Below are 25,293 nucleotides of genomic sequence, written 5' to 3'. Positions count from 1 at the left end.
GCGAACCACATCTCTCACTCGATCTCTTCCCCATACTGTGTATTCAGAAGCGCTACCAGCCGCTCCTCACGTTTCTGGAGATCGGCAAGCAAATTTTCGGCCAGATTATCCCACAAGCCGCGCAAAGGCACGAGTGCCGCCCCAGCCTCCATCTCTTGCAGGAGCTCCGCGACCTTGTCGAGACTCTCCCGCAACTGCAGACCGCTACTCAGGCAATTCTTGATCCGTTCGCGCGGGTGCGGAATCCACGAACGATCCGCACTGTAGGAGCGCAATTTTTCTCCACACTCCAGAATACGCCGCCGCAGCTTGCCCAGGGCGCCGATCTTGCTGCTCTTCAGTTCGCCCCACAGCGCCAGATCCATCACCGCCAACCAGTGCTCGCGCCACTCCTGTACCTGGGCAGCACTTGGCTGCACCCAGATGGTCACTTCCGCTTCATCAAAGGCCACTACGTTCCTCCATAGTGCAGGCGGGCGGCCTGCAAACGCTCCGGCGTACCCACGTCACACCAATACCCTTGCTGAAGATAAGCACGGAGAAGACCTTTCGCCACCCATTGCCGCAGCCAGGGTGCCAGGGGCGCGGGGCCGTCGGGAAAATTCGCCAGCCAGGCAGCGTCCAGAAGGGCAAGGCCAGAATAGGTGTAGGTCGACAAGCCCGGAGCTGGCATTGCCAGCCAACCTTCCCGTACGGCGAAATCGCCTTCGGGATGGTGCGCGGGGTTATCCACCAGAACCAGGCCGGGAGCGCTGGCCAACAACTGCGCCAGGGGATACTCCGTGCAGATATCGCCATTGAGCAGAAGAAAGGGGGCATTTTCCAGACGCTCGCGCAGGGCTACGAGTGCGCCGCCGGTCTCCAGACGCTGCGTCCTTTCGTCGCTATACTCCAGCGACATCCCCTGCCACTGCCGGCCCAGGAAGCGGGGCAAAAGGGCTCCCAAATGCGAGAGATTGATGAAGACCCGCTCCACTCCGGCGGCGGCCAGATGGTCCAGGTGGCGGACGATGAGCGGACGCCCGGCAACGCTCAACAGCGGCTTGGGGAGAAAGTCGGTGCGCGGACGCAGGCGCTCGCCCCGCCCGGCTGCGAGGATCACCGCCTGTCGCATGGCGACCAGCCCCGGAACAAGGGCACGAAGCGTCGCCAGGCCTCCTGCCCGGCCAGCAGGTCCTCGACGTAGGCCCAAAAGCGCGGCAGCAATTCGAGATATCCGCTCTTGCCATCGCGGTACGCCAAACGGCAAAAAATACCGAGGATTTTCAGATTACGTTGTAGCGCCATGACCTCTGTCTGCACGCGAAATGCTTCGGCGCCCGGGACGGCCAATCCGTGCCGCTGCAGCAGACAGCGATACTGCTCGATCCAGCCATCGCGCCGCGCCCGTCCCCAGTCCCAGTAACGATCCCAGAGCAGGGAGGCGAGATCGTAGGTCCACGGCCCGAGCACGGCGTCCTGAAAGTCGATCAGTACCGGCGTGCCGTCGGGCCGTAGCAGGAGATTACGGGCATGGAAATCGCGGTGTACCCAGATGCTGGGCTGCTGGCGCGCTCCGTCCAGCAAGGCGGAAAACAGCATACCGATCTGATCCTGCTCAGCACTCGACAAGGTAACGCCGAGATGCCGCCGGAGATACCAGTCGGGGAAGAGCGACAGCTCCTGCTGCAGCCGTTGTGCATCATAGGGCGGAAAGGGCGGGCGGAGAACCCTACCTTGCGCTGCCGCCGCCAAGCCCAGCAGCAGGGGGAATACCCTGGCCATAATGGCATCCGGCGACTCACCCGCATCCAGCGCGCTCTTGAGGTCACGGGAACCCACATCCTCCTGCAGGAGCAGACGATACCGCAGAGAAACCACAAGGATGCGCGGCACGGGCAGGCCCGCCTCGGCAAAGCGATGCTGCACGCGCAGGAAGGGTAAAAGCTCGTCGGCGTGCGGCACTTGTGCCAGGACGCTTTCACCAGGTGCCCGCCAATAGCGGCGTGCGCTGGCATCGCCAGGAATCGGCTGCAGAACGGTCGGCTCCACGCCATGGGCGCGCAAGAAGCGTTCGGCGGCGGCACTGAGCTGGGGAAGGGGGCTGAGAGATTGCGACATACGCACATTCTGTGCGATTTTACGCGCCTATGCCTAGCCCTGGGACATGCTCGATGGCCGTCGGCCGGTTACGCCCGCCGCGCTGGTCCCTGACCTGCGCGGCAGCGGTCTTCTGCACTTTTGCCGCGCCAGCCTGGGCGCAAGATGGGCCGGTGACCCTCTACGCCGACCAGATCCAGGGCCTCGGCAGCGGCCAATGGACGGCCTCGGGTAATGTGGAGGTGCTCTACGGCGATCGTCGCCTCTATGCCCATCAGGCCCATTACGACGAGAAGAAGGACGAGATCATCGCCAAGGGGCAGGTACACCTGGTCAGCCCCGGAATCGTCACCAATGCGCCGGAGGCAACCCTGAAGATCCACAGCAATCAGGGTATCGTTCTCCATCCGCGTTTCCTGCTGCCGAGTCAGGATGGCCATGGACAGGCGAGCAGCGGGCGGGAGCTTGGCAAGAATCACTACCGCCTCAACGAAGCCTGCTACACCACTTGCCACGGGCAGGTCCCGGCCTGGCAGATCTACAGTCAACAGCTGGATCTCAACCAGAACGACCAATACATTAGCACCTACAACAGCACCCTGAATGTCTATGGCCTGCCGGTCCTCTGGCTGCCCTATTTCAGTTTTCCGCTGCAGCGCCATTCCGGATTTCTGCCACCGACCATTGGCAGTTCCACCATCAATGGCTTTACCTTGGGTATCCCCTACTATTTCGACATCGCTAGCAATCTGGATGACACTCTCACCGTAGAGGGACTGACCAAGCGCGGCGTATTACTACAAAACCAGTTCCGCTATCTGGAGCCCAACTATAGTGGACAACTGCTCCTTGCCTTGCTGCCCCACGACAAGCTCACCGGCAGCAATGTCTGGGCGGTATCCTGGCAGCACCAGCAGAATCTGGGTGATGGTTTTGCGCTCTCGGTCAACTACAATCGTGTCAGCTATCGGAATTTCCTCGCTGATCTCTCCGGGGTTACCGGCTTCAACGGCGGCTATATCGGCGGGGTCGGCAATGCGCCGTATCTGACCTCCACCGGCGCCATCAGCTATGGCAATCGCCATCTGCAGGCGGGTGTCATGCTGCAGGGCTATCAGGAACTGCTCCAAGGAGAAGCTGCGCCCTATGCGCAACTTCCCTATGTCTACGCCAATGGTTATTGGCGCCTCGGCAAGACCGGCTATTTCGACTGGCGCAGCAACTTCAATTATTTCTATGCCAGCACCGGCCCCATCGGTCAGCGCCTCGATCTCACTCCCACCATCGGTTGGAAATGGAGTCGCGCCTGGGGCTACCTGGAACCGCAGGGGCGGCTCTATTTCAGCCATTACCAGATCCAGCGCAATGGCCCTTACGACCGGGTCAGCAACCGCAGTCTGCCCGCCCTGAGCCTGCGCGGCGGTCTCAACTTTGTTCGCGATGCCCAGGATGGCAGCAGTATCGTCCTGCATCCCATGTTCAAATACCTGTTTATTCCTCTGCAGGCACAGAACCAGATCCCGAATTTCGATTCCAGCACACCTTTCCAGAACTACAATTCCATCTTTACCGACAACTCGCTATTTGACGGCAGCGATCGGATCAACGCGGCCAATCAGTTGGCCTATGGCCTGGAGGGGTCGGGCTACAACCCTAATGGCCGGGAAGTCTGGAGCGCCGCCATCGGCCAGATCCAGTATTTCAACCGGCGACAGATCGACCTTGCCGGCAATATCGTGGCGCAGAACAGCCGTTCCAATTATTTCTGGCAGGCCCAGTACGCTCCCTTGGCCAATCTCAATTTCCTCGCCAGCTCCGAAACCGACTCCGACTGGCAGCGTTTCGAGCGCATGGATTTCCGCGCGCAATGGTTGGCCCACAATGGGACCGTGCTCAATCTCGATTATCGCTATACGCGCAACTACGTAGATCAGGCGGGCGTCTCTGCAGCGCTTCCCATCGGCAAGCAGTGGCGGGTTCTGGGCAGCTACCAATACGATGTTCAGGATAACAAGCCCTTGGAGCAGCTGGTCGGGATCGGCTATGATGGCGGTTGCTGGACGGCTCAACTGATGATGTTCCACCAGATTCTACTGGGGGGGCAGACGAACAACGCCGTCTACCTGGAAATCGTGCTGCGCGGTTTGACCAGCATTGGCAATAGTTCCAACGGTTTCCTCGATCAATATGTGCCCGGCGCCAGCATGGAGTTCTGATGTCTCGATACCGCTCTGCCCTTTTCCTCGCCGCTTTGGCTAGCAGTTGCTCTGCCTGGGCCGCAACCCCTTTCGTCAACCGGGAGACACTCCTGGCTGCTCCACCGCCCCCGCAGTCGCGGGTCTTTTCTGCTCGCTCCACGGTGGCAGCGCAAGCCGCGCCCCTGCCACAGAACCTCGACACCCTCAACAAGGTAGTGGCAGTGGTGAACGAGCAGATCATCACCTCGCTGCAACTCAATCAGAAGGTCGGCGCCATCAAGGCACAACTGCAGCAACAGGATCCCGGCCAGTTGCCGCCGGATGCGATTCTGCGCCGTCAGGTGCTGCAACAGATGATCCTGCAGGACATCGAGGTGCAGATGGCCAAACGCATGGAGATCAACGTCGATCAGGCCACGCTGGACCAGGCCATTGCCAATATCGCCCACAGCAACAACCTGACCCCCGATCAGCTGCGCGAGGCACTGACCCAGCAGGGACAGTCCTGGTCGGAGTTCGAGGACAATCTACGTGAACGGATCCTGGTGGACCGTCTGCAGCAACAAGAGGTCGAGGCGCGGGTGCATCTCGGAAAAGACGAGATTCAGACCTTTGCTCGCCAGCTCAAACAAACTGCAGGGGTGAGTTTTGAATTGCAGCAGATCTTCCTGCCCTTGCCCGGAGACCCCAGCCCGGATGCCGTGACTCAGGTGCGCCAGGACATCGAGCGCGTGCACGAGCAACTGGTAAACGGCGCCAGCTTCACCCGTCTGGCCACCGAGGTCAGCGCTGCCCGCGATGCCCTGCAGGGCGGTCGCCTGGGCTGGATCAAGGCCGCCGAGCTACCCAGCGCTGTCACCCAGGCCCTACTCAAACTGCAGCCTGGCGATATCAGCCCGGTGATCCCCAGCGCCACCGGTTATCACATTTTCAAGCTCCTTGATGTCAAGCATCAAGAGCCGTCGGTGACGGAGGTCAAGGCAGCGATGATCGTGTTGCACGCCGGCAAAGGGATTGAGGAGCAGGAGGCACAATCCCAGGCCAAGGACATCGAGTCGAGCCTACAATCGGGGGTAAATTTCAGCGCACTGGCTCGGCGCTACAGTCAGGATCGTGCCACCGCAGCCAATGGTGGCGAATTGGGCTGGGTGGCACCGGGAAGCCTGCCAGACGAGCTGGAACGCGCGTTGATGAGCTTGCCGGTGGGCAATGTCAGTGCCCCCATCCAAATCGGCGATGCCATCTACATCGTGCAGTCGCAAGGCCATCGCGAGGCTGCCCTGAGTGATACGCAGCTGGAGTCGGTCGCGCGCATGCAGCTGTTCAACCGCACCGTTCGCGAGCGTATGGAAGAGTGGCAGCGGCGCATCCGGGACGGCGCCTATGTCGAAATTCTCGACCCGGATCTGCGCTTGCGCAACGCCTGAGATGAATAGCTCCGTTTCGACTGGAAAGGCGCAACAGAGTCCAGAGTCGCTCCTGGGACACCGGCCTTTGCCTGCTATCGCCTGGACACCGACCTGGACCCTGTTTCGCAAAGAGGTCTTACGTTTCGCCCGCGTCTGGTTACAGACAATTGCCGCGCCCTTGGTTACCACACTGCTGTATCTGCTGGTTTTCGGTCATGCCCTGGGGGGGCACATCCGTATCTACCCTGGGGTCTCCTACATCGCCTTCATCGTTCCCGGTCTGATGATGATGTCGGTGCTGCAGAATGCCTTTGCCAATAGTTCTTCCAGTCTGATTCAGGCCAAGGTGACGGGCAACATCATTTTTCTTCTGCTCAGCCCGCTGCGGCCGACGGAGATCTTTTTGGCGATGACCGCAGCGTCCATCGTCCGCGGTATCGTCGTGGGATTGGCCATCCTGCTACTGGCCCTGCTGTTCCTCCATCTACCCCTGCAACATCCAGTCTGGATATTGCTGTTTACCGTCTTCGGTGCGGGAGGAATGGGAGCGCTGGGCATCATCGCCGGGCTTTGGGCAGAAAAATTCGACCAGATTGCCGGCTTTCAGAATTTTCTGATCATGCCTTTGACCTTTCTTGCCGGGGTGTTCTATTCCGTGCAGTCGTTACCGGGGATCTGGCGTCACCTGTCCATGGTCAATCCTTTCCTCTACATCGTCGATGGTTTCCGTTACGGTTTCTTTGGCGATGCCGACGTCTCGGTCTGGGCTTCTCTCGCCGTCGCTCTGGCCTTTTTTCTACTCAGTTCTGCGGTCGCCTGGCGCCTCCTGGCCAGCGGGTACAAGCTGCGTCCCTGAGCGACGGGATCACAGACACGACAATTTCAGGTAAGATGAAAAAATGATGCAAGCAGATACGATCCGTTCCCTCATCGAGTCCGGTCTTCCCGGCGCCGAGGTGCATGTATACGGTGACGATGGCGCCCATTTCGAGGCCGTGGTCATCGCTGGGCAATTTCAGGGCCAGAGCCTCGTCAAACGGCACCAGACAGTGTATTCCTGTCTGGGCGAGCGCATGCGTGAGGAAATCCACGCCCTGCAGCTACGCACCTTGACCCCCGACGAAGCTGCGGCTCGTTCCTGATTTTTTCACTCTCATTCGAGGTACAGTCATGGCCGACATTCAAGACATTATCCAGGATCAGGTAAGTAAGCACCCCATCACCCTCTACATGAAGGGCAATCCGCGGGCGCCGCAGTGTGGCTTTTCCGCCCGCGCAGTGCAGCTCCTGCAGCAGGCGGGCGTGAAAGAGCTCTTCACCGTCGACGTGCTCGCTGACCCGCAGATCCGCGACGGTATCAAGAAATTCTCCAACTGGCCGACCATTCCGCAGCTCTATATCAATGGTGAATTCGTGGGTGGCTCCGACATCATGACCGACCTGTTCCAGCAGGGCGAGCTGCAGAAGCTGGTCAGCAAGGTCCAGGGCTGACGCAACACCGTGGACAAGCTGCTCCTGCGTGGTAATGGCCCCCTGCGTGGTGAGTTGCGGATCTCGGGGGCCAAAAATGCTGCCCTGCCGTGCCTGGCAGCGAGCATCCTGGCGCGGGAGCCGGTTGGCCTGCGCAACATTCCGCACCTGCGCGACGTCACCACCACTCTCGAGCTTCTGAGTTGTCTGGGCGCTCGGGTACTGGTGGACGAGCAGCTGGGGGTGGAGATCGATCCGCGCAGCGTGCATTCCCTGGTGGCACCCTACGAACTGGTGAAGACGATGCGCGCCTCGATCCTGGTACTCGGGCCGTTGCTCGCTCGGTACGGAAGCGCCGAGGTCAGTCTGCCCGGCGGCTGTGCCATCGGCAGCCGTCCCGTCACCGTGCACCTCAACGGTCTGCAGGCCCTGGGCGCGGAGATTCGCCTGGAGGATGGCTTCGTCAAGGCGCGGGCGCAGCGACTCCGTGGGGCCTCCATCGTGATGGAAATGGTTTCCGTGACCGGCACTGAAAACCTGCTGATGGCCGCGACTCTGGCGGAAGGTCATACGCGCATCGAAAATGCCGCGCGCGAGCCGGAGGTAGTGGATCTGGCGCGCATGCTCACTGCCATGGGGGCTCGAATCAGCGGTGCCGGGACCTCGGTGATCGAGGTGGAGGGAGTGGATTCCCTGCACGGCTGCGAGCACCAGATCCTCCCCGATCGCATTGAAACCGGTACCTATCTCGTCGCAGCGGCCATGACCGGAGGCGATGTCTTTTTGCGACGTACCGATCCGCGTCTGCTTGACAGCGTCTTGGCCAAGCTACGCGAGGCGGGCGCGGAACTACAGGAAGACGGCGATGGCATTCGTCTGCGTATGCAGCAGCGACCACGCGCCGTAGACATTCGCACCGCCCCCTATCCCGCCTTTCCGACCGATATGCAGGCGCAGTTCATGGCCCTGGATGCCATCGCCGAAGGTAGCGCAAAGATCACCGAAACCATCTTCGAAAACCGCTTCATGCACGTTTCCGAGCTACAGCGTCTGGGGGCGCATATCGACAGCGACGGCAAGACGGCGGTGGTACGCGGTGTGCCCCGCCTGCAGGGAGCGCCGGTCATGGCTACCGATCTGCGCGCCTCGGCCTGTCTCGTTCTGGCCGGTCTGGTTGCCGAAGGCGAGACCCTCATCGATCGCATCTATCATCTCGATCGCGGCTACGAGGTGATCGAAGAAAAGCTGGGCGCCCTGGGGGCAGATATTCGACGGGTACGAAATCAGAGCGGAAAGGCGGCATGAACGACAGTCTCACCATTGCCCTGTCCAAGGGGCGCATTCTCGAAGAGAGCATTCCACTCTTTGCCGCGGCCGGTATCGAGCTGGCCGAAGACCCCGACAAGTCGCGTAAGCTGATCCTGCCGAGTACTGATCCGCAGGTGCGCTTTCTCGTGATCCGCGCCAGCGACGTTCCCACCTATGTCAGTTGGGGCGCGGCCGACCTCGGTATTGCCGGCAAGGATGTGCTCCTCGAGCAGGAGAATCTCGCCCTCTACGAACCTCTCGACCTGCGCATTGGCGTCTGCCGCATGTCGGTAGCGGAGCCTGCCGCCTTGGCTGCGGGTGACCGACCGGAAAGCTGGGAACGCGTCCGCATCGCCACCAAATATCCGAAAATCACCAAGCGCTTCTTTCAGGCGCGCGGTATCCAGACGGAAATCATCAAGCTCTATGGCAGCATGGAATTGGCGCCGCTGGTGGGTCTGGCAGACCGCATCGTCGATCTGGTCTCCACCGGACGCACTCTGCGGGAAAATGGCCTCGTCGAGGTGGAGGAGATCATGCCGATCTCCAGCCGCCTGGTAGTCAACCCGGCAGCCATGAAACGCAAGGGTAAGGCCATCGAGGATCTCATTCGCAAACTGGAAGCGGAGATTGGGCAATGAAGCGTCTCGACACCCGGCAAGAGGATTTTGCAGCGACCTTTGCCGCTCTGCACGGCTGGGAGGCCAGCGGAGATCAGCAGGTGGAAGAACGGGTGCGGGAGATCCTGCAGGCCGTGCGCAAACGCGGCAATGCCGCGCTGCTGGAGTATACCGCCCGCTTCGATCGCCTGGAGCTGGCCGACGCTGCGGCCCTGGAAATCCCACTGGGCGATTGCGCCGCTGCCCTGGCGGCCTTGCCAGCAAAGGGGCGCGCTGCTCTGCAGGCCGCCGCCGAGCGGATTCGGGAGTATCACCAGCAGCAGCTCGTGCCGAGCTGGGAAATCACCGATGCCTTCGGCAATCAGCTCGGCCAGCGGGTTCTGCCTCTGCAGCGGGTCGGGATCTATGTGCCAGGGGGCAAGGCGGCCTATCCCAGCTCGGTACTGATGAACGCCCTGCCCGCCAAAGTGGCCGGGGTGCAAGAAATCATCATGACCGTGCCCACCCCAGGCGGGGAGGTCAATCCCTGGGTCTTGGCTGCCGCTGCCGTAGCCGGGGTCGATCGCGTCTTTCGCGTCGGTGGCGCGCAGGCCGTAGCCGCCCTCGCCTATGGTACCGAGTCGGTGCCGGCAGTCGACAAGATCGTCGGCCCTGGCAACATCTACGTGGCTACCGCCAAGCGAATGGTCTTTGGCAAGGTCGGCATCGACATGATTGCCGGCCCGAGTGAAATCCTGGTGCTCAGTGACGGCTCGGCACCCGCCGAATGGCTGGCCTGGGATCTGCTGTCGCAGGCAGAGCATGATGAGATCGCCCAGAGCATCTTCATCACCTGGGACGCCGCCCACCTGGAGGCGGTGGCCAGCGCCGTCGACAAGGCCCTGACGGAACTCGATCGTGCCCCCATCGCCCGCACGAGTTGGCAGAATCGCGGGGCCCTGATCCTTGCCCGCGATGCGTTGGAGGCCTGCACCCTGGCCAATCAGGTGGCACCAGAACATCTGGAACTGGCCGTAGAGGAACCGCGGGCCCTGCTGCCGCAAATTACCAATGCCGGCGCGATCTTCCTGGGCATCCATACCTGCGAGGCCCTTGGGGACTATGTGGCCGGCCCCAATCATGTGCTGCCTACCGGCGGCAGTGCCCGCTTTTCATCGCCCTTGGGGGTCTATGACTTCATCAAGCGTACAAGCCTGATTGAAGCCAGTCCCGCGGGAGTGACCGAGTTAGCGAGCCTCGCCAAGACCCTGGCCGAGGCCGAGGGTTTGACGGCGCATGCGCGTTCGGCCGCAGCACGGATTCAGAGCGGCCAATGAGCACAAGATCCCTGCAGGAACAACTACTGCGTCCGGCGCTACTCGCAAGCCACGCCTATGCGGTTGCCGAGAGCGCGGGCTTGATCAAGCTCGATGCCATGGAAAATCCCTACGGCCTGCCCGACAGCCTGCGCAGCGCCTGGCTGGAAAACCTGCGGGAGGCCGAGCTCAACCGCTATCCCACGCCGCGCCCGACGGAATTGTTGCATGCCCTGGCCGAGCACGGGGGTATCCCGGCGGGCATGGAGCTCATGCTCGGCAATGGTTCCGATGAGCTGATCCAGATTCTGATCAGTGCCGTAGCCGGTGCCGGACGACCGATCCTGGCCGTCGATCCATGCTTCGTTATGTATCGTGTCATCGCCGAACAGCAGGGACTCGTCTATCACTCCGTGCCCCTGGATGACAACTTTCAGTTGGATCTCCCAGCCTTTCTGGACGAGATGGCGCGCCGCAACCCGGCCATTGTCTTCCTCGATTGGCCGAACAACCCCAGCGGACAGATGCACCCCGTGGAAAGCCTGGAAGCCATCTGTGCCGGGGCGCCCGGCCTAGTGGTGGTCGACGAGGCCTATCACGCCTTCAGCGAGGAGAGCTTTGCCGGACATCTCGGACGCTGGCCGAATCTGCTGCTTCTGCGCACCCTCTCCAAAGAGGGGCTGGCCGGGCTGCGTCTGGGCTATCTCGCTGGCCCGAAGGCCTGGATTCGGGAACTCGACAAGCTGCGTCTGCCCTATAACATCAACATCCTCACGCAAAAGAGCATCGCCTTCGCCCTGCAGCACGCCGAAGTCTTGGCTTTGCAGGCGGCAGAGATCCGCGCCCAGCGCGAGGTCGTCCTGCAGCGCCTACAGGAGCTGGGCGTGCAAGTCTGGCCCAGCCGCGCCAATTTCCTGCTCTTTGCCGTACCCGGTCGCGCCGCTGCCATCCACTCGGGACTGAAAGAGGCCGGGGTACTGATCAAGGCCTTTACAGGACATCCCCGCCTCGGTGACTATTTGCGTGTGAGCATCGGCACACCCACCGAAAATCGCACATTTCTTGCTGCCCTGGAAAAATTGCTATGAGCCGTGTTGCGGAAGTCCGTCGTGATACCCTCGAAACCCAGATCGCCGTGCGTCTGGACCTGGATGGCTCAGGTCAGGTCAAAATGCAGACCGGTCTGCCTTTTCTGGAGCACATGCTGCACCAGATCGCTCGCCACGGTCTCTTTGATCTGCAGATCGAGGCACACGGCGATCTTGCAATCGACGCGCACCATACCGTTGAGGATATCGGCATCACCCTGGGGCAGGCCTTTGCCCGGGCGGTGGGGGACAAGGCCGGCCTCACCCGCTATGGCCATGCCTATGTCCCCCTCGACGAAGCGCTATCAAGGGTAGTGGTAGATCTCTCCGGACGTCCAGGGCTGGTTTACGCGGTCGAGTTTCCCCGTGCCCAGATTGGCACTTTCGATGTCGACCTCTTGCATGAATTCTTTCAGGGCTTCGTCAATCATGCCCAGGTCACCCTGCATCTCGATGCCCTGCGCGGCAACAACGCCCACCACATTGCCGAGACCCTCTTCAAGGCCTGTGGCCGGGCGCTGCGCATGGCAGTCAGCGCCGATCCACGGGCTGGGGACAGCATTCCCAGCACCAAAGGGACCCTGAATCGATGAGTTATCGCAGTTCCGTCGGTATCGTTGACTATGGCATGGGGAATCTCTACTCGGTAGCCAAGGCGATTGAGCATCTGGGGGGCAAGGCAGTGATCAGCGCCAAACCCAACGAATTGGCCGCCTGCGATCGCCTCATCTTCCCCGGCGTAGGGGCCTTTGGTGATTGCATGGCGGCCCTGGAAGAACGTGAACTGGATGAATTTCTTCGCATTGCCGCGCAGAACCGGCCCTTTCTCGGCATCTGTCTGGGTATGCAGGCCTTGATGGAATCCAGCGTCGAACATGGTGAACACACCGGTCTCGGTATTTTGCCAGGCCAAGTCCTGCCCTTCCCTGAAGAGGCGCTGCAAACTCCGCAGGGACAGCCCCTGAAGGTTCCGCACATGGGCTGGAATCAGCTCCACCAGCTGGTACCCCATCCTCTCTTTGCCGGCGTCCCGCAGGATGCCCATTTCTATTTCGTGCATTCCTTCTATGTCGAGCCGGCGCATCCCGACCTACTCGCTGCCTTTGCCGACTACGGCTTTCCTTTCTGTGCAGCGATTGCCGCCGACAATCTCTTTGCCCTGCAGTGCCATCCGGAAAAGAGTGGCACCGCGGGCCTGCGCTTGCTGGGCAATTTTTTGGAATGGTCTGGCGAGTGCGGCAGCGGCTGCGAGATTGGGTAAAAATGGAGAGAAGAGCATGTTGTTGATACCTGCCATCGATCTCAAGGGCGGTCATTGCGTGCGGCTGCGGCAAGGGCGCATGGATGACGATACCGTCTTTTCCGAGGATCCTGTGGCTACCGCCCAGCGCTGGGTGGAGGCCGGGGCGCGGCGCCTGCACATCGTCGATCTCGACGGTGCCGTCAGTGGAGAACCGGTGCATGCCGAGATCATCGGGGAAATCTCCCGCACTTTCCCCGACCTGGAAATTCAGGTGGGCGGCGGCATCCGTAGCGAAGAGCAAATCGAACGCTACATCCTTGCCGGGGTAAACTTTGTCATCATCGGTACGCAGGCGGTCAAGGCGCCAGGTTTTGTTGCCGAGGCAGCGCTGGCCTTTCCCGGACATATCATTGTCGGCATCGATGCCCGCGATGGCAAGGTGGCCACCGAGGGCTGGTCCAAGCTCTCGCGGCATGACCCCATCGACCTCGCACAACACTTTGCCAACGATGGCGTCGAGGCCATTATCTACACCGACATCAGCCGCGACGGCATGCTGAGCGGCCCCAATATCGAGGCCACGGTTGCCTTGGCGCGCAGCATCCCAGTGCCGGTGATCGCCTCAGGAGGCATCGCCAACCTGGAGCAGGTGCTCGCGCTACAGGCCCATGAAGAAGACGGCATCCTCGGCGCCATCAGCGGGCGTGCCATCTATGAAGGCACCCTCGATTTTGCCAGTGCTCAGCGCCGCTTGGATGCAGGCCATGCTCAGTAAGCGCATCATTCCCTGCCTCGATATCGACCAGGGACGCGTGGTCAAAGGGGTGCAGTTTCTTTCCCTGCGCGATGCCGGCGATCCGGTCGAGACCGCTGCTCGCTACAACGCCGAGGGCGCCGACGAACTAACCTTCCTGGACATTTCTGCCAGCCACGAAGGGCGGCAGACCATGGCCGATGTGGTGGCGGCGGTCGCCGCCGAGGTCTTCATTCCCCTGACGGTGGGTGGTGGCGTGCGCAGCGTCGACGACGTCCGGACCCTACTACTGGCAGGGGCCGACAAGGTCAGCATCAACAGCGCGGCGGTCGCCAAGCCCGAGCTGGTGCAACAGGCGGCGCAGCGCTTTGGCAATTCCTGCATCGTAGTGGCCATCGATGCGCGCCGTAGTGGCGAGCACTGGGAGGTCTTTACCCATGGCGGACGCCGTCCCACTGGGCTCGATGCCATAGCCTGGGCCCAACGTATGGCCACCCTCGGTGCCGGCGAGATTCTGCTGACCAGCATGGATCGTGATGGCACCGGCGAAGGTTTCGACATCGAACTGACCCGCGCCGTGGCCGATGCCGTGCCCGTGCCGGTCATCGCCTCGGGTGGGGTAGGCAAGATCGAGGATTTTGCCGCCGGTATCGTGCACGGCCATGCCGATGCCGTGCTCGCTGCCAGTGTCTTCCATTTTGGCCAATTCCGCATTGCGGAAGTGAAAAATACCCTGGCGCTGCAGGGCATTCCCATGCGTCTGGATGCCTGATGCATCCGCGAAGCGCCCGTTTGCGTAGAGAAATTTATGGATAATCAGTACGAAAATCTGCTTGCTGCAGTGCACTGGAATGAGCAGGGCCTGGTTCCTGCCATTGCCCAGGATGCGCGCAGCGGACAGGTATTGATGCTCGCCTGGATGAATGCCGAGGCCCTGCGCCTGAGCCTTGCGGAGGGGCGTGGCATTTACTGGTCGCGCTCGCGTCAGGCCCTATGGCGCAAAGGCGAAAGTTCTGGGCATGTGCAGCATTTACAAAGCATTCATCTGGACTGTGATGGGGATACGCTGCTCTTGCGCGTACTGCAGGAGGGCGCTGCCTGTCACACTGGGGCCGTCACCTGTTTCTTTCGCGACGCTGGCGAAGAGGGTTGGCAGGACAGCAGCCCGCCCGGGGGCAGCGTGCTCGACACGCTGCAGGCCACCATTCAGCGCCGACGCCAGTCCGACCCAGGACAGTCCTACGTGGCCAAACTGCTCCATGGGGGCCGCGATCGGATCCTGAAAAAGGTGGGGGAAGAAGCGGCAGAATTCCTCATTGCCTGCAAGAATCCTGAGGCGCAACCGGTGCTTGGCGAGGCTGCGGACTTGCTGTTCCACCTCTTGGTGGCGCTGGAGGAACGAGATTTGCATATTGATGAGGTATTGGGCGAGCTGCAACGCCGCGAAGGGATGTCCGGTCTGGTCGAAAAGGCATCGCGCAAGTCGGCTTGACGCTGTTCCATTACTTGACTATGGTCAAAAGAGTATCGCCGCATCGTCCCGCATGGGAAGGAGATCAGTATGGGCGCTTTCAGTATCTGGCATTTGATTATCATCCTGTTGATCGTGGTAGCCCTCTTCGGCACTGCCAAGCTGCGTAACGTAGGCTCCGATCTGGGTTCGGCCATCAAGGGCTTCCGCTCTGCGGTCAAGGAAGAAGAGGAAAAAAAGAAAGAAAAAGAGGCTGCCATCGGGCATACCATCGAGGCCGAGGTCAGCCCGAAGACCGAACAGGAAAGTATTCACCACGGCTAAGCCATGTTTGATTTCAGTTTTGGCGAACTCGCTCTTCTCGCAGTCATTGCCCTATTGGTAGTCGGGCCGGAAAAATTGCCCGAGTTGGCGCGTACTGCGGGTAAATGGGTGGGCTACTTCCGGCGCACGGTGAACAACGTGCGCTCGGAAGTGGAACAGCAGTTGCTGCTCGACGAGATGCGTAAAGAGGCGGAGAAACTCAAGGGCTATGCCAATGAGCCACTGCAGGAAGTGGAAAAGTTCAAGGCGAGTATCGAGGAGCCTCTGTTGGCGACGGAGGAACCAAGTACGGTAAGTGCTGAGTCTGGTTCCGAGGTGGCAGAAGGCGAGCCAGAAGTGACGCTACCGTCCGGGAGCAGCGGTCCCTCCCGTCCTCAGGGTCAGATCCTGCACTGATGACCCTCCCCGGGGTACTGCTACCCCTGCCGACACCCTGATAGCCCCTGGAATTTCATGGCGAGTGCAGACAAACTGAACGAGTCCGCAGAAAATACCTTCATCGGCCATCTCCTGGAGCTGCGTCGCAGAGTGCTATTTGCGGTCATCGCACTCTTCGTGGGTTTCCTGGTCTCCTATCCCTTCGCCCAGCAGATCTATGGCATTCTTGCCCAACCATTGATTTCGGTCCTGCCCAAAGGCAGCCATCTGATCTACACCAGCTTGCCCGAGGTCTTTCTGACCTATGTGCAGCTATCGCTCATTTCCGGTTTTATTCTCGCCCTGCCGGTCATTCTGTACCAGTTCTGGGCCTTCGTCGCGCCGGGTCTCTATACCCACGAACGGCGAGTTTTTTTTCCGATTCTGTTCACTTCCCTCGCGTTATTCGTGGCGGGTATCGTTTTCGCGTATTTCGTTGTCTTTCCCAATGCCTTTCGCTTCTTTGCCAGCTTTTCCGGAAACGACATCAGCGCCATGCCCAAGGTCAGTAATTATCTGGCGCTGATCGTCAAGTTTTCCCTGGCCTTTGGCCTCGCCTTTCAGATTCCGATTCTGGTGGTGGTACTGGTACAGATCGGCGTTCTGCAGCTCGATACCCTGCGGCGTGGGCGGCGCTATGCCTTCCTCGTTTGCGCCATTGCCTCGGCCATCCTCAGTCCGCCGGATGTCATGTCGATGGTCCTACTGATGATCCCCATGTACATGCTGTTTGAAATGGGGCTGCTGTTTTCCGCCTATTTTGAACGTCGACGTGCCCGCATGGCTCGCCATGCGCCGGAAGAGGAGATCGACCCCGAGCGCGCCATGAAGGATGCCGAGGATAGTTTCCGCGACGACTAGCGCGAGACTTTTCCTTCCTCTGTGCTATGCTGCCCGAAAGATGCCCGAGGGAGGTGACCGATGGTGACCGAGATGCTGAGCATGAACACCAGTGACGTAGACGCCATTCTCGCTGCACGTCATCACGATCCCTTTGCCTTCCTCGGCCAACATCCTGTGGGCAACGGTTGGGTACAACGGGCCTACCTGCCCCATGCCCAACAGGCGGAGCTGTTGCCCAAACGCGGCAAGGCGCGTCCCATGCACTGCGTAGCCGCGGGCGGGATCTTCTTCTGCGAATCGAGCACGCGACTGGCGCAACCCTACCGCTTGCGTTGGCAGGATGGCGCCGGAAATTGGCACGAACAGCATGACCCGTACAGCTTCCAGCCGGTGCTCGGCGAGATGGACATCTACCTCTTCGGCGAGGGTCGCTGGCTGGATGCGTACCGTAGCCTGGGTGCGCATCGACGCCAATGCGAAGGGATCGACGGAGTTTTTTTCGCCGTCTGGGCGCCCAACGCCGAACGCGTCAGTGTGGTGGGCGATTTCAACGTCTGGGACGGTCGTATCCATCCCATGCGCGCGCGCGGCCAGAGTGGTCTCTGGGAGCTTTTCCTGCCGGGGCTCAGCGCGGGCGCTCTCTATAAGTTCGAGCTCCGTCATCGGGATACCGGCAATGTCTTCGTGAAGACCGACCCCTATGCCCAGAGCTTCGAAGCACGCCCGAAAACCGCTGCGCGCGTAGTCGAATCCCAACATCAGTGGCAAGACCAAGCGTGGCTGCAAGACCGCGCCGAGGCAGACTGGCAGGCAGCGCCCATGAGCATTTACGAGGTGCATCTCGGTTCCTGGCGGCGCCATGCCGATGGCAGCTTTTGCAGCTATAGCGAGATCGCCGCAGAACTGGTCGCCTACTGTAAGGAAATGGGCTTTACCCACCTGGAGCTGCTGCCCGTCATGGAGCATCCCCTGGATGAATCCTGGGGCTACCAGGTCAGTGGCTACTTTGCCCCCACCAGTCGTTTTGGCAGTCCAGACGAGTTCCGTGCCTTCGTCGACCATTGCCATCAGCAGGGCATCGGCGTGCTGCTCGACTGGGTACCCGGGCATTTTCCACGCGACGACTGGGGGCTGGCACGCTTCGACGGTACGGCCCTCTACGAGCACGCCGATCCGCGCGAAGGCGAGCACAAGGATTGGGGCACCTATATCTTCAATTTTGGGCGCAACGAGGTGCGCAACTTCCTCCTCAGCAATGCCCTCTACTGGGCTGAAGAGTTTCACATCGACGGCTTTCGCGTCGACGCCGTCGCCTCCCTGCTCTACCGCGATTACTCCCGCAAGGAGGGCGAATGGATCCCCAACCAGTATGGCGGACGGGAAAATCTGGAGGCGATCGACTTTCTGCGCGAGCTGCACGTCGCCCTGCACGAACGGCATCCGGGAATCCTGAGCATTGCCGAGGAATCCACCGCCTGGCCCATGGTCTCCCGCCCCACCTACCTCGGCGGTCTGGGATTCTCCATGAAGTGGAACATGGGCTGGATGCACGACACCCTGAGTTATCTGCAGCTCAATCCCATCCATCGCCAGTATCATCACGATGCCCTGACCTTCAGCCAGCTCTATGCCTACACGGAAAACTTCGTCCTGCCGCTCTCCCACGACGAAGTCGTACATGGCAAAGGTTCCCTCCTCGACAAGATGCCCGGTGATACCTGGCAGCGTTTCGCCAATTTGCGCCTGCTCTTCAGCTACCAGTTCGCCCATCCCGGCAAGAAACTCAATTTCATGGGCAACGAATTCGGCCAGGGTCGGGAATGGGATAGCGGTTCTGCCCTGGACTGGGGGCTATTGGACGTCGATTGGCACCGAGGTGTTCGGCAGATGTTTCGCGATCTGAATCGCCTGCACCAAGACATCGCCGCCTTGCATGAACAGGACTTTCAGCACGAAGGATTTCAGTGGATCGATTGCCACGACGCCCGGCAATCGGTTCTGAGCTTTCTGCGCTGGGACCGTAACGGCGATTTTGTGGTCGTCGTCTGCAACTTTACGCCCGTGCCGCGCGAGCAGTATCGCATTGGCGTACCTCGCGCCGGGACCTACCGAGAGATCTTCAATAGCGACGCCGCTGCCTACGGCGGCAGCAATATGGGCAATCCGCCGCAGGACAGTGAGGCATTGTCCTGGTCCGGGCTCCCGGCCAGCCTGTCGCTGACCCTGCCACCGCTGGCAGCGGTCTACCTGCGATGCGGTGACTGAGCCGTGCTCCTGCTCTACCTGATCATCGCCGTGGTCGCCGGTCTGGCAGAGCTCTTTACCGGTACCTTCTACCTCGCTGCGGTCGCCATCGCTGCCCTGATCGCCCTTCTCGCCGGTTTTTTCCTGCCACATATCACTCTGCACTGGGTCTTTCTTGGCAGCAGTGTGCTCCTCATTATCGCCAGTGCCTGGCTGCGCCATCGGCTGGCGCGCAAAGCCAGCGGCGTCGACGACCTCGATCTCGGCCAGGCGGTGGAGGTGCTCCGTGGTCCCGACGCCCAGGGCCGCTACCGGGTCCGCTATCGTGGCAGTGAGTGGCCGGCAGTACTGGAAGAAGGCAATACTGCCTGTCCCGGCGCCGCCGCGCTCATCGTCGCGCATGAGGGAAATCTTTTGCACATTGCCGTCGTTCCACCATCGTCCAGGGAGTCGCTATGCCTACCACCCTCCTCAGCATCGTCGTCGTCCTGATCGTCGTCTTTTTTGTACTGCGGGCCACGATTCGCGTTGTGCCACAACAACGCGCCTGGGTGGTCGAACGCCTGGGCCGCTATCACCTCACCCTGCAGCCCGGCCTCAATGTCATCGTTCCCTTCATCGACCGCATTGCCTATCGCTTCGATATGCGCGAGCTGCCCATGGAGGTGCCGGCCCAGGTCTGCATTTCCCTCGATAATACGACCATGACCGTCGACGGGGTGCTTTACGTGCAGATCACCGATGCCGTCAAGGCCGCCTATGGCTCCAGCAACCCCTTCACTGCCGTGGTGCAACTGGCGCAGACGAGCATGCGCTCGGAGATTGGCAAGCTGCATCTGGATGCCGCGCTTTCCTCGCGGCAACTCCTGAATGCGGCGGTGGCCGAGGCGGTGGATGAGGCGGCGCTGAATTGGGGTGTCAAGGTACTGCGCTACGAGATCAAGGACATCACCCCTCCAGCGGAAATCATTCGCGCCATGGAGCTGCAGATCACCGCCGACCGGGAAAAGCGCGCCATCATTGCCAAATCCGAAGGACAGCGGCAGCAACAGATCAATACCTCCGAAGGACAACGACAGCAGGAGATCAACGTCGCCGATGGGCGCAAGCAGGCGGAGGTCTTGCGCGCCGAGGGCGAGGCGCAGGCCATTGCGCTGGTGGCCGAAGCGACCGCCAAGGCGATTGCCACCATCGGCGCCGCCGCCCGCGAGCCGGGCGGTATCGAGGCCCTGCAGATGCAGCTCGCCAAGGATTACATCGAGAAATGGGGCAATCTGGCCAAGGCCAGCACCAACCTGGTGATCCCTGCCGATCTCGGCAACGTCGGTGCCCTGGTCTCCACAGCTCTTGCCATCGTGCAGAAAAACACTGGACCGGCGACCAATTCCGTGGGTGGCAATAATAGCTGAGGACCCGCTAACCCTCTTCGGGCACTTGCTAGGTTTCGTAGCGCACAGCAGGTGCGCCCCAGGCGGCAGCGTCCAGCCAAACATCGAAGCCGGCGCCCACTCGAGCGGCAGGGAGATCTTCCCCGACCCGCCAACGCTGGATGGCGGGAGCCTTAGCGGCACCGGTTATGACGAAGAACAGGGCGCGTGTCTGGCGCAATCTCGCAGCACTGAGAGAAACACGATCGGCGGGCGGTTTGGGGCTGTGGTGCACCGGCAGGACAGCCGGGGCATCGGGCGCGAAGCCCTGCTCCTGGCCGGGGAAGAGACTGGCGCAGTGACCATCCTCGCCCATTCCCAGTAGCACCAGATCAAAACGCTGCGCCGGGAGCAGGTGAGTGTAGGCGGTCGCTGCGGCCTCCGCACCCAACTCCGCAGGAATGGGATGATGTTGCCGGGTGGGAATCGGAGATTTTGCCAGGAGCGTGTCCTGTACCAGTCGCGAGTTCCGCTCCAGGTCGTCTGGCGCCAGACAGCGCTCGTCACCATAGTAGAGATGCCAATGCTGCCAGCTGGCGCCGAGACGTGGCAGGACTTCGTAAGCGGCCTTGGGGGTATGCCCACCGGCAAGGACCAGGTGAAAGGCTCCACGGGCGGCGATGGCCTCGACGGCCATGCGCGCGATGGCAGCCGCCAGACGTTCCGCGAGCTGGCCGGCGTCGGGATACAGATGCCAGACGGGGACGTTCATGCGACCGCGGTACCCAGCAAATGACCGATCAAGGTCGTGGCACCCAGAGACAGCGCACCCCAGATCAGCACGCGAATGGCCCCACGCCAGACCGATGCACCGCCAGCCCAGGCCGCCAGCCCCCCCAAGATGGCAAGCAAGACCAGGGTCAGGACATAAAGCACTGGCAGGAGTGCGACCGCTGGCGCCAGAAGAACCGCCAGGATCGGAAAGATGGCCCCCAGGGAAAAGGAGAGCGCAGAAGCCGCAGCGGCTTGCGCCGGCCGGGCAGCGGCCACCTCCGTCAACCCCAGTTCGTCACGGGCATGGGCGGCCAGGGCATCATGCTGCATCAACTGCGCCGCTACCTGGCGCGCGAGAGGCTCGTCCAGGCCGCGCTGCATGTAGATATGGGTGAGTTCCTGCAGTTCCAGCTCTGGATTTTTGTGAATCTCACGAGCCTCGATGGCAAGGTCGGCGGCCTGGGTATCGGCCTGGGAGCTGACAGAGACGTACTCCCCCGCCGCCATGGAGAATGCCCCAGCCACCCAAGCAGCCACCCCCGCAAGCAGCAGAGCGTGTGTGCCTGCCTGCCCAGCAGCGACACCGGTCAGCAGGGCCGCGGTGGACAGCAGACCATCATTGGCACCCAGCACACTGGCGCGCAACCAACCGATCTGGGTATGGTGATGATGCTCATGGTGATGCACCGGTTGCACCGCAGCATTGGTACTCATTGGCATGGATCCCTCGCTTGCTCTTTACAATTATCATAGTCAGACGCAGCGCTTGGGTCTACGGGCAGGCAGTGCTAGCCTAAGCGATGCTGACAGGAGAGAAAATGCGATGAGCGGCTTGGCAGATTTTGTTGGTAATACCCCGCTGTGCGAATTGCGGCGGCTGAGTCCCAATCCACGGGTGCGGATCTTTGGCAAACTGGAGGGAAACAACCCCGCCGGTTCGGTAAAGGATCGCCCCGCCCTCAACATGATCCGCTGCGCGCTGGAGCGGGGCATGATCCGGCCGGGAGACCGTCTGGTGGAAGCCACCAGTGGCAATACCGGCATCGCCCTGGCCATGGCGGCCTCTGTCGAGGGCCTGAAAATCACGCTGATCATGCCGGAAAACATGAGCATTGAGCGGCGGCAGGTGATGCGCGCCTTTGGTGCAGATATCGAGCTCACTCCAGCCGAGGCGAGCATGGAAGGGGCCATCGACCGTGCCCGCGCCATGGTCGACGCTGGCGAGGCGATCATGCTCGACCAGTTCTCCAACCCCGACAATCCTGACGCGCATGCGCGGACGACGGGTCCGGAAATCTGGCGCGACAGCCGTGGGCAGATCACCCATTTCGTCTCGGCGATGGGGACGACCGGCACCATCATGGGTACCAGTCGTTACCTGCGCCAAGTCCACCCAGCCATACAGATTGTCGGGGTGCAGCCTGCCGCCGGCGCCAAGATCCCAGGGATCCGGCGTTGGCCCAAGGAGTACGTGCCCAAGATCTACCAACCCGAATTGGTCGATCAGGTCATCGATATCGGCACGGAGGAGGCGGAGGAAATGACCCGCCGACTGGCACGCGAGGAGGGCATCCTGGCGGGCATCTCCTCCGGCGGCGCGGTTGCTGCCGCCTTGCGGGTAGCCGAGACTCTGGAGCAGGGCTTTCTGGTGGCGATCATCTGCGATCGCGGCGACCGTTATCTGTCCACCGGGGTCTTTCCCGCTTAGGAATGATCGGTCCGGCGCCGGCCACGGTCCTGGAAATCCGCGCGGCGAGCCTGAGCGGCCCGCAGTTGCAGCTGCATAATTTGCAGATTCAGGCGCAGGGGACGAGTCCTCATGACCTGCACTGGCAAATCCAAACTCGCGCCGAGCAGGGTTCCAGTCCCATGCACTGGGAGACCTTGCAGGCGCAGGGGCGACTGCATTCCCACTCCGGAATCGACGAACTGCAGGTGCAGGCAAGCGTTCAGGCCAGTCCCCTGGGAAACCTGCAGGTACGCGGCCAGGGAACTGTCGGCAAAAGCGGCGGGCAACTGCGACTTCAACTCCAGGGCCAACAGATCGGCGTCTGGCACGGTTGGTGGCGAAGTGCAGCGCAAGGGAGCTGGTCAGCCCGTCTCACAGGAGGGGGCAATGCCCAGTACCTGTTACAAACGGTACTCCCGAAAGTCTGGCATCCCCAAGGGACGTTACGGGCACAACTCACTGCGCGGGGAGTAAACTGGACCAGGCTGCACGAGGCAGCCCTGCAGGCCTCCCTCAACAGGCTGCAGTTCAGCAGTCCCAGCGGGCTGCAAGCGGCCCAGGACGGCGTCTTGCATCTACGTACCCAGATCGGGCAGCGAAAGGGCATCTGGCGGGGGCAATCCACCTTGCAGTGGCGCGCTGGCGCGGCGCTCTGGAGTCCATGGTACGTGAGCGCACCCGCCGCAGGAGTCACACTGCGAGGAAACTGGCAATATGGAACGCAGGGCTGGCGGATAGCAGAAGCCACGCTGCGCTGGCCGGAGATGGGGCAGGCACGCTTTTCTGTGGTGGCCAGCGCCAGCGCTGCAGCGCCAGAGTTTCACTTGCAGGAAGCGACTTTGGCAGTGCAGCCATTATGGCAAACCTGGCTGCGTCCAATACTCCCGAATAGCGGTTTGGCCCATCGACTCGAGGCAAGTGGCATACTGAAGATTTCCGGGAGCTATGCCGCTGGCCTCGACAAGCTGCGCTGGCAGCTCGAGGATGGCAGCCTGCGCGATCCGCAGGGCCAATTCACCCTGCAAGACCTGCGCTCCAACGGCACCTGGCAACGGCAGGGAGGCGAGTCCGAGGCCGAACTGCGGTGGCTCTATGGTGGCTTTTATGGTATCCCGTTCGGGCCCCTCGATGCCCAGTTTCTGCTACGCAGCCATGTCGCCGAACTGCGTGCACCAGTCGCGCTTTCCGTGTTGGGTGGTCGCGTCCATATTCAGCACTTGCAGGCCAGCTGGCGGGACGGTTCGCCCAGCTTCGTTCTCGGTGGCGGGGTCGATCACATTCAGCTGGGTTCTCTCACCCGCACTTTTGGCTGGCCGCACTTCACCGGCACCCTTGATGCCGAGATTCCGCAATTGCGCTATCAGCAGGGCGCTCTCAGCACCAGCAGCGTGATGCGTGCCCATGCCTTTGGGGGCGAGATCAGCATCGACGGACTCTCCGTGACGGGTCTCTTTACCCCCGCTCCCCTCCTGCAGACCAGCATTCGTCTGCAAAATTTGCAACTCAAACCGCTCACCGACGTCTTTCCGGTGGGTTACATCAGCGGCGTGCTCGATGGCAGCATCCAGCATGTCACGCTGCTGGATTGGCAGCCGGTGGCCTTTGATGCGCGCATCGCGACCCGTCGCACCTCCGGTATCCCGCAAAAAATCAGTGCTGCCGCCATCGAAAAGCTGACCAAACTGGGAGGCGGTGGCATCAGCAGCTTTTTCCAGAATATCTTCTTGCGGTTTTTTCATACGTTTTCTTATGCCAAACTGGGCTTCGGGGTAGATTTGCGAGATGGAGTCGCGACCTTATCGGGGGTAGCCAATACCGAAGATGGTGGATTTTATCTGCTCCGGGGCCAGGGACTGCCGCAGGTGAACATCATCGGCTACAATCGGCGCAGTAACTGGCAGGAGCTGCTCAGCCGCCTGCACGCCGTCATGGAAGGTAAGGCCCAGGTTGCCACAGGAGACTAACGGGTGAACGCTTATCGATTTCGACACGGCCTTCGGGTCCTTCTCGTTCTGGGTCTTTCTCTGACCCTGGCGGCTTGCGTGACGGTCAACATCTATTTTCCGGCTGCTGCTGCACAAAAGCTGGCGGATCAGGTCGTCGACCAGGTCTACCACGCCGCCCAGCAAGGGCGGGTGGACATCCAGACCGAGCCCCAGACCAAGGCCACCGCGCCGGCGGCTTCGGCAGCGCCCAGTGCCTGGCAGCAGCCGCAGGAACGGCATCCCGGTCAAATTCTCGGGTATTTGACCAATGTCGCGTTCCGTTCTGTCAGCAGTACAGCGCATGCAGCCGCCAATCTGGATGCCTCCAGCCCTGCCGTGATTGCCGCCAAGGCCAACGTCGAAAATCAGGCGCGCAATTTGGGTCCGTACTTTGCCAGTGGCGCCATTGGCTACACCAGTAATGGACTCGTCGCCATCCACGATGCCGCGGCGGTGCCTCTGGCGCAGCGCGGCGCGCTGGCGGGACTGGTGGCAGGCTACAACTCTGCCCTGCAAAATCTTTATGCGCAGATTGCTGATGCCAACGGCCATCCCGAATGGGCCAGTCAGATTCAGGATAGCTTTGCCCGTGCCTGGATCGCAAAGGCCCCCGCAGGCTACTGGTACCAAGGCCCCAGTGGTCAGTGGCAACGCAAGTAACGTCCTCTTTTTCCG

28 protein-coding genes are annotated in these 25,293 nt (G+C 61.3%); 23 read left to right on the top strand and 5 right to left on the bottom strand.

Features of this window, described 5'->3' with window-relative positions:
• Positions 1-14: 14 nt before the first annotated feature.
• The 3 genes from ACQAYK_RS01950 to ACQAYK_RS01940 are packed head-to-tail and all read right to left on the bottom strand — an operon-like array spanning position 15 to position 2,100.
• Positions 15-452, bottom strand: a complete 438-nt coding sequence (locus ACQAYK_RS01950) for a hypothetical protein (protein WP_215871525.1) — start codon at positions 450-452, stop codon at positions 15-17.
• Entirely contained in the window at positions 452-1,114 is a 663-nt protein-coding gene (locus ACQAYK_RS01945; protein ID WP_215871526.1) for a nucleotidyltransferase family protein, read from the bottom strand. Before ACQAYK_RS01945 ends, ACQAYK_RS01950 begins: the two co-directional genes overlap by 1 nt.
• Complete coding sequence (locus tag ACQAYK_RS01940; protein ID WP_215871527.1) at positions 1,099-2,100, bottom strand: aminoglycoside phosphotransferase family protein; 1,002 nt, start codon at positions 2,098-2,100, stop codon at positions 1,099-1,101. Before ACQAYK_RS01940 ends, ACQAYK_RS01945 begins: the two co-directional genes overlap by 16 nt.
• A 53-nt stretch (positions 2,101-2,153) precedes the next feature.
• Between ACQAYK_RS01940 and ACQAYK_RS01935 the strand changes: the two genes are divergently transcribed.
• From ACQAYK_RS01935 to ACQAYK_RS01840, 20 genes are all read left to right on the top strand, one after another.
• Positions 2,154-4,295, top strand: coding sequence for an LPS-assembly protein LptD (locus ACQAYK_RS01935; protein WP_215871528.1), 2,142 nt, complete (start codon positions 2,154-2,156; stop codon positions 4,293-4,295).
• Entirely contained in the window at positions 4,295-5,704 is a 1,410-nt protein-coding gene (locus tag ACQAYK_RS01930) for a peptidylprolyl isomerase (protein ID WP_215871529.1), read from the top strand. Before ACQAYK_RS01935 ends, ACQAYK_RS01930 begins: the two co-directional genes overlap by 1 nt.
• A gap of 1 nt (position 5,705) precedes the next feature.
• Positions 5,706-6,542: an ABC transporter permease gene (locus tag ACQAYK_RS01925; protein WP_215871530.1), complete on the top strand. Its 837-nt coding sequence runs from the start codon at positions 5,706-5,708 to the stop codon at positions 6,540-6,542.
• A 43-nt stretch (positions 6,543-6,585) separates the two neighbouring features.
• Positions 6,586-6,828: a BolA family protein gene (locus tag ACQAYK_RS01920; RefSeq protein WP_226827529.1), complete on the top strand. Its 243-nt coding sequence runs from the start codon at positions 6,586-6,588 to the stop codon at positions 6,826-6,828.
• Positions 6,829-6,856: 28 nt separating this feature from the next.
• On the top strand, positions 6,857-7,177 hold the full coding sequence (gene grxD, locus ACQAYK_RS01915; protein WP_215871531.1) for a Grx4 family monothiol glutaredoxin: 321 nt from the start codon (positions 6,857-6,859) through the stop codon (positions 7,175-7,177).
• Positions 7,178-7,186: 9 nt separating this feature from the next.
• Positions 7,187-8,461 carry a UDP-N-acetylglucosamine 1-carboxyvinyltransferase gene (murA, locus tag ACQAYK_RS01910; RefSeq protein ID WP_215871532.1) on the top strand — a complete coding sequence of 425 codons (1,275 nt, stop codon included), beginning with the start codon at positions 7,187-7,189 and terminating at the stop codon, positions 8,459-8,461.
• Complete coding sequence (gene hisG / locus ACQAYK_RS01905; protein ID WP_215871533.1) at positions 8,458-9,105, top strand: ATP phosphoribosyltransferase; 648 nt, start codon at positions 8,458-8,460, stop codon at positions 9,103-9,105. Before murA ends, hisG begins: the two co-directional genes overlap by 4 nt.
• A complete protein-coding gene (gene hisD / locus ACQAYK_RS01900) occupies positions 9,102-10,400 on the top strand; it encodes a histidinol dehydrogenase (RefSeq protein WP_215871534.1) in 1,299 nt (432 codons plus the stop codon). The genes hisG and hisD overlap by 4 nt, the downstream gene beginning before the upstream one ends.
• Positions 10,397-11,467 (top strand): histidinol-phosphate transaminase, encoded by a 1,071-nt coding sequence (hisC, locus tag ACQAYK_RS01895; RefSeq protein ID WP_215871535.1) that lies wholly within the window; start codon positions 10,397-10,399, stop codon positions 11,465-11,467. The genes hisD and hisC overlap by 4 nt, the downstream gene beginning before the upstream one ends.
• A complete protein-coding gene (gene hisB, locus ACQAYK_RS01890) occupies positions 11,464-12,060 on the top strand; it encodes an imidazoleglycerol-phosphate dehydratase HisB (protein ID WP_215871536.1) in 597 nt (198 codons plus the stop codon). The genes hisC and hisB overlap by 4 nt, the downstream gene beginning before the upstream one ends.
• Positions 12,057-12,728, top strand: coding sequence for an imidazole glycerol phosphate synthase subunit HisH (gene hisH / locus ACQAYK_RS01885; RefSeq protein WP_215871537.1), 672 nt, complete (start codon positions 12,057-12,059; stop codon positions 12,726-12,728). Before hisB ends, hisH begins: the two co-directional genes overlap by 4 nt.
• A 16-nt stretch (positions 12,729-12,744) precedes the next feature.
• Positions 12,745-13,485 carry a 1-(5-phosphoribosyl)-5-[(5-phosphoribosylamino)methylideneamino]imidazole-4-carboxamide isomerase gene (gene hisA, locus ACQAYK_RS01880; RefSeq protein ID WP_215871538.1) on the top strand — a complete coding sequence of 247 codons (741 nt, stop codon included), beginning with the start codon at positions 12,745-12,747 and terminating at the stop codon, positions 13,483-13,485.
• Complete coding sequence (hisF, locus tag ACQAYK_RS01875; RefSeq protein WP_215871539.1) at positions 13,475-14,236, top strand: imidazole glycerol phosphate synthase subunit HisF; 762 nt, start codon at positions 13,475-13,477, stop codon at positions 14,234-14,236. Before hisA ends, hisF begins: the two co-directional genes overlap by 11 nt.
• A 36-nt stretch (positions 14,237-14,272) precedes the next feature.
• On the top strand, positions 14,273-14,956 hold the full coding sequence (gene hisIE / locus ACQAYK_RS01870; protein ID WP_215871540.1) for a bifunctional phosphoribosyl-AMP cyclohydrolase/phosphoribosyl-ATP diphosphatase HisIE: 684 nt from the start codon (positions 14,273-14,275) through the stop codon (positions 14,954-14,956).
• A gap of 69 nt (positions 14,957-15,025) precedes the next feature.
• Positions 15,026-15,259 carry a Sec-independent protein translocase subunit TatA gene (tatA, locus tag ACQAYK_RS01865; RefSeq protein ID WP_215871541.1) on the top strand — a complete coding sequence of 78 codons (234 nt, stop codon included), beginning with the start codon at positions 15,026-15,028 and terminating at the stop codon, positions 15,257-15,259.
• 3 nt (positions 15,260-15,262) lie between these two features.
• A complete protein-coding gene (tatB, locus tag ACQAYK_RS01860; protein WP_215871542.1) occupies positions 15,263-15,655 on the top strand; it encodes a Sec-independent protein translocase protein TatB in 393 nt (130 codons plus the stop codon).
• 57 nt (positions 15,656-15,712) lie between these two features.
• Positions 15,713-16,537: a twin-arginine translocase subunit TatC gene (gene tatC, locus ACQAYK_RS01855; protein WP_226827530.1), complete on the top strand. Its 825-nt coding sequence runs from the start codon at positions 15,713-15,715 to the stop codon at positions 16,535-16,537.
• A 60-nt stretch (positions 16,538-16,597) separates the two neighbouring features.
• Positions 16,598-18,784: a 1,4-alpha-glucan branching protein GlgB gene (gene glgB, locus ACQAYK_RS01850; RefSeq protein WP_215871543.1), complete on the top strand. Its 2,187-nt coding sequence runs from the start codon at positions 16,598-16,600 to the stop codon at positions 18,782-18,784.
• A gap of 3 nt (positions 18,785-18,787) precedes the next feature.
• Entirely contained in the window at positions 18,788-19,255 is a 468-nt protein-coding gene (locus tag ACQAYK_RS01845) for an NfeD family protein (protein ID WP_215871544.1), read from the top strand.
• The gene (locus ACQAYK_RS01840) at positions 19,219-20,172 is read left to right on the top strand and encodes an SPFH domain-containing protein (RefSeq protein WP_215871545.1); all 954 of its coding nucleotides are present in this window, start codon (positions 19,219-19,221) and stop codon (positions 20,170-20,172) included. Before ACQAYK_RS01845 ends, ACQAYK_RS01840 begins: the two co-directional genes overlap by 37 nt.
• Positions 20,173-20,200: 28 nt before the next feature.
• Here ACQAYK_RS01840 and pgl read toward each other — a convergent pair whose 3' ends face one another.
• On the bottom strand, positions 20,201-20,902 hold the full coding sequence (gene pgl, locus ACQAYK_RS01835; protein ID WP_215871546.1) for a 6-phosphogluconolactonase: 702 nt from the start codon (positions 20,900-20,902) through the stop codon (positions 20,201-20,203).
• Positions 20,899-21,618: a VIT1/CCC1 transporter family protein gene (locus tag ACQAYK_RS01830; RefSeq protein WP_215871547.1), complete on the bottom strand. Its 720-nt coding sequence runs from the start codon at positions 21,616-21,618 to the stop codon at positions 20,899-20,901. Before ACQAYK_RS01830 ends, pgl begins: the two co-directional genes overlap by 4 nt.
• 109 nt (positions 21,619-21,727) lie before the next feature.
• On the opposite strand from ACQAYK_RS01830, the gene cysM reads away from it, so the two are divergent.
• Genes cysM through ACQAYK_RS01815 form a run of 3 tightly spaced genes read left to right on the top strand, consistent with a single transcriptional unit; the run spans position 21,728 to position 25,278 of the window.
• Entirely contained in the window at positions 21,728-22,612 is an 885-nt protein-coding gene (gene cysM / locus ACQAYK_RS01825) for a cysteine synthase CysM (protein ID WP_215871548.1), read from the top strand.
• A 2-nt stretch (positions 22,613-22,614) separates the two neighbouring features.
• Positions 22,615-24,597: a hypothetical protein gene (locus ACQAYK_RS01820; RefSeq protein ID WP_215871549.1), complete on the top strand. Its 1,983-nt coding sequence runs from the start codon at positions 22,615-22,617 to the stop codon at positions 24,595-24,597.
• A gap of 3 nt (positions 24,598-24,600) precedes the next feature.
• Positions 24,601-25,278, top strand: coding sequence for a DUF1318 domain-containing protein (locus ACQAYK_RS01815; protein ID WP_215871550.1), 678 nt, complete (start codon positions 24,601-24,603; stop codon positions 25,276-25,278).
• Positions 25,279-25,293: the final 15 nt, after the last annotated feature.

It is taken from the genome of Acidithiobacillus sp. AC3, assembly GCF_050261095.1.
In the GTDB taxonomy this organism is placed as follows: domain Bacteria; phylum Pseudomonadota; class Gammaproteobacteria; order Acidithiobacillales; family Acidithiobacillaceae; genus Igneacidithiobacillus; species Igneacidithiobacillus copahuensis.
The sequence above is the reverse complement of the archived record's forward strand: the minus strand, read 5'-3'. Positions and strand labels throughout refer to the sequence as shown.

What these genes read in the sequence shown, in the direction of transcription:
- ACQAYK_RS01945 (WP_215871526.1), bottom strand. Translation starts at nt 1,114, where the DNA reads ATGCGACAGGCGGTGATCCTCGCAGCCGGGCGGGGCGAGCGCCTGCGT.
- ACQAYK_RS01940 (WP_215871527.1), bottom strand. Translation starts at nt 2,100, where the DNA reads ATGTCGCAATCTCTCAGCCCCCTTCCCCAGCTCAGTGCCGCCGCCGAA.
- ACQAYK_RS01935 (WP_215871528.1), top strand. Translation starts at nt 2,154, where the DNA reads ATGGCCGTCGGCCGGTTACGCCCGCCGCGCTGGTCCCTGACCTGCGCG.
- ACQAYK_RS01930 (WP_215871529.1), top strand. Translation starts at nt 4,295, where the DNA reads ATGTCTCGATACCGCTCTGCCCTTTTCCTCGCCGCTTTGGCTAGCAGT.
- ACQAYK_RS01925 (WP_215871530.1), top strand. Translation starts at nt 5,706, where the DNA reads ATGAATAGCTCCGTTTCGACTGGAAAGGCGCAACAGAGTCCAGAGTCG.
- ACQAYK_RS01920 (WP_226827529.1), top strand. Translation starts at nt 6,586, where the DNA reads ATGATGCAAGCAGATACGATCCGTTCCCTCATCGAGTCCGGTCTTCCC.
- grxD (WP_215871531.1), top strand. Translation starts at nt 6,857, where the DNA reads ATGGCCGACATTCAAGACATTATCCAGGATCAGGTAAGTAAGCACCCC.
- hisG (WP_215871533.1), top strand. Translation starts at nt 8,458, where the DNA reads ATGAACGACAGTCTCACCATTGCCCTGTCCAAGGGGCGCATTCTCGAA.
- hisD (WP_215871534.1), top strand. Translation starts at nt 9,102, where the DNA reads ATGAAGCGTCTCGACACCCGGCAAGAGGATTTTGCAGCGACCTTTGCC.
- hisC (WP_215871535.1), top strand. Translation starts at nt 10,397, where the DNA reads ATGAGCACAAGATCCCTGCAGGAACAACTACTGCGTCCGGCGCTACTC.
- hisB (WP_215871536.1), top strand. Translation starts at nt 11,464, where the DNA reads ATGAGCCGTGTTGCGGAAGTCCGTCGTGATACCCTCGAAACCCAGATC.
- hisH (WP_215871537.1), top strand. Translation starts at nt 12,057, where the DNA reads ATGAGTTATCGCAGTTCCGTCGGTATCGTTGACTATGGCATGGGGAAT.
- hisA (WP_215871538.1), top strand. Translation starts at nt 12,745, where the DNA reads ATGTTGTTGATACCTGCCATCGATCTCAAGGGCGGTCATTGCGTGCGG.
- hisF (WP_215871539.1), top strand. Translation starts at nt 13,475, where the DNA reads ATGCTCAGTAAGCGCATCATTCCCTGCCTCGATATCGACCAGGGACGC.
- hisIE (WP_215871540.1), top strand. Translation starts at nt 14,273, where the DNA reads ATGGATAATCAGTACGAAAATCTGCTTGCTGCAGTGCACTGGAATGAG.
- tatA (WP_215871541.1), top strand. Translation starts at nt 15,026, where the DNA reads ATGGGCGCTTTCAGTATCTGGCATTTGATTATCATCCTGTTGATCGTG.
- tatB (WP_215871542.1), top strand. Translation starts at nt 15,263, where the DNA reads ATGTTTGATTTCAGTTTTGGCGAACTCGCTCTTCTCGCAGTCATTGCC.
- tatC (WP_226827530.1), top strand. Translation starts at nt 15,713, where the DNA reads ATGGCGAGTGCAGACAAACTGAACGAGTCCGCAGAAAATACCTTCATC.
- glgB (WP_215871543.1), top strand. Translation starts at nt 16,598, where the DNA reads ATGGTGACCGAGATGCTGAGCATGAACACCAGTGACGTAGACGCCATT.
- ACQAYK_RS01840 (WP_215871545.1), top strand. Translation starts at nt 19,219, where the DNA reads ATGCCTACCACCCTCCTCAGCATCGTCGTCGTCCTGATCGTCGTCTTT.
- pgl (WP_215871546.1), bottom strand. Translation starts at nt 20,902, where the DNA reads ATGAACGTCCCCGTCTGGCATCTGTATCCCGACGCCGGCCAGCTCGCG.
- ACQAYK_RS01830 (WP_215871547.1), bottom strand. Translation starts at nt 21,618, where the DNA reads ATGAGTACCAATGCTGCGGTGCAACCGGTGCATCACCATGAGCATCAT.
- cysM (WP_215871548.1), top strand. Translation starts at nt 21,728, where the DNA reads ATGAGCGGCTTGGCAGATTTTGTTGGTAATACCCCGCTGTGCGAATTG.
- ACQAYK_RS01820 (WP_215871549.1), top strand. Translation starts at nt 22,615, where the DNA reads ATGATCGGTCCGGCGCCGGCCACGGTCCTGGAAATCCGCGCGGCGAGC.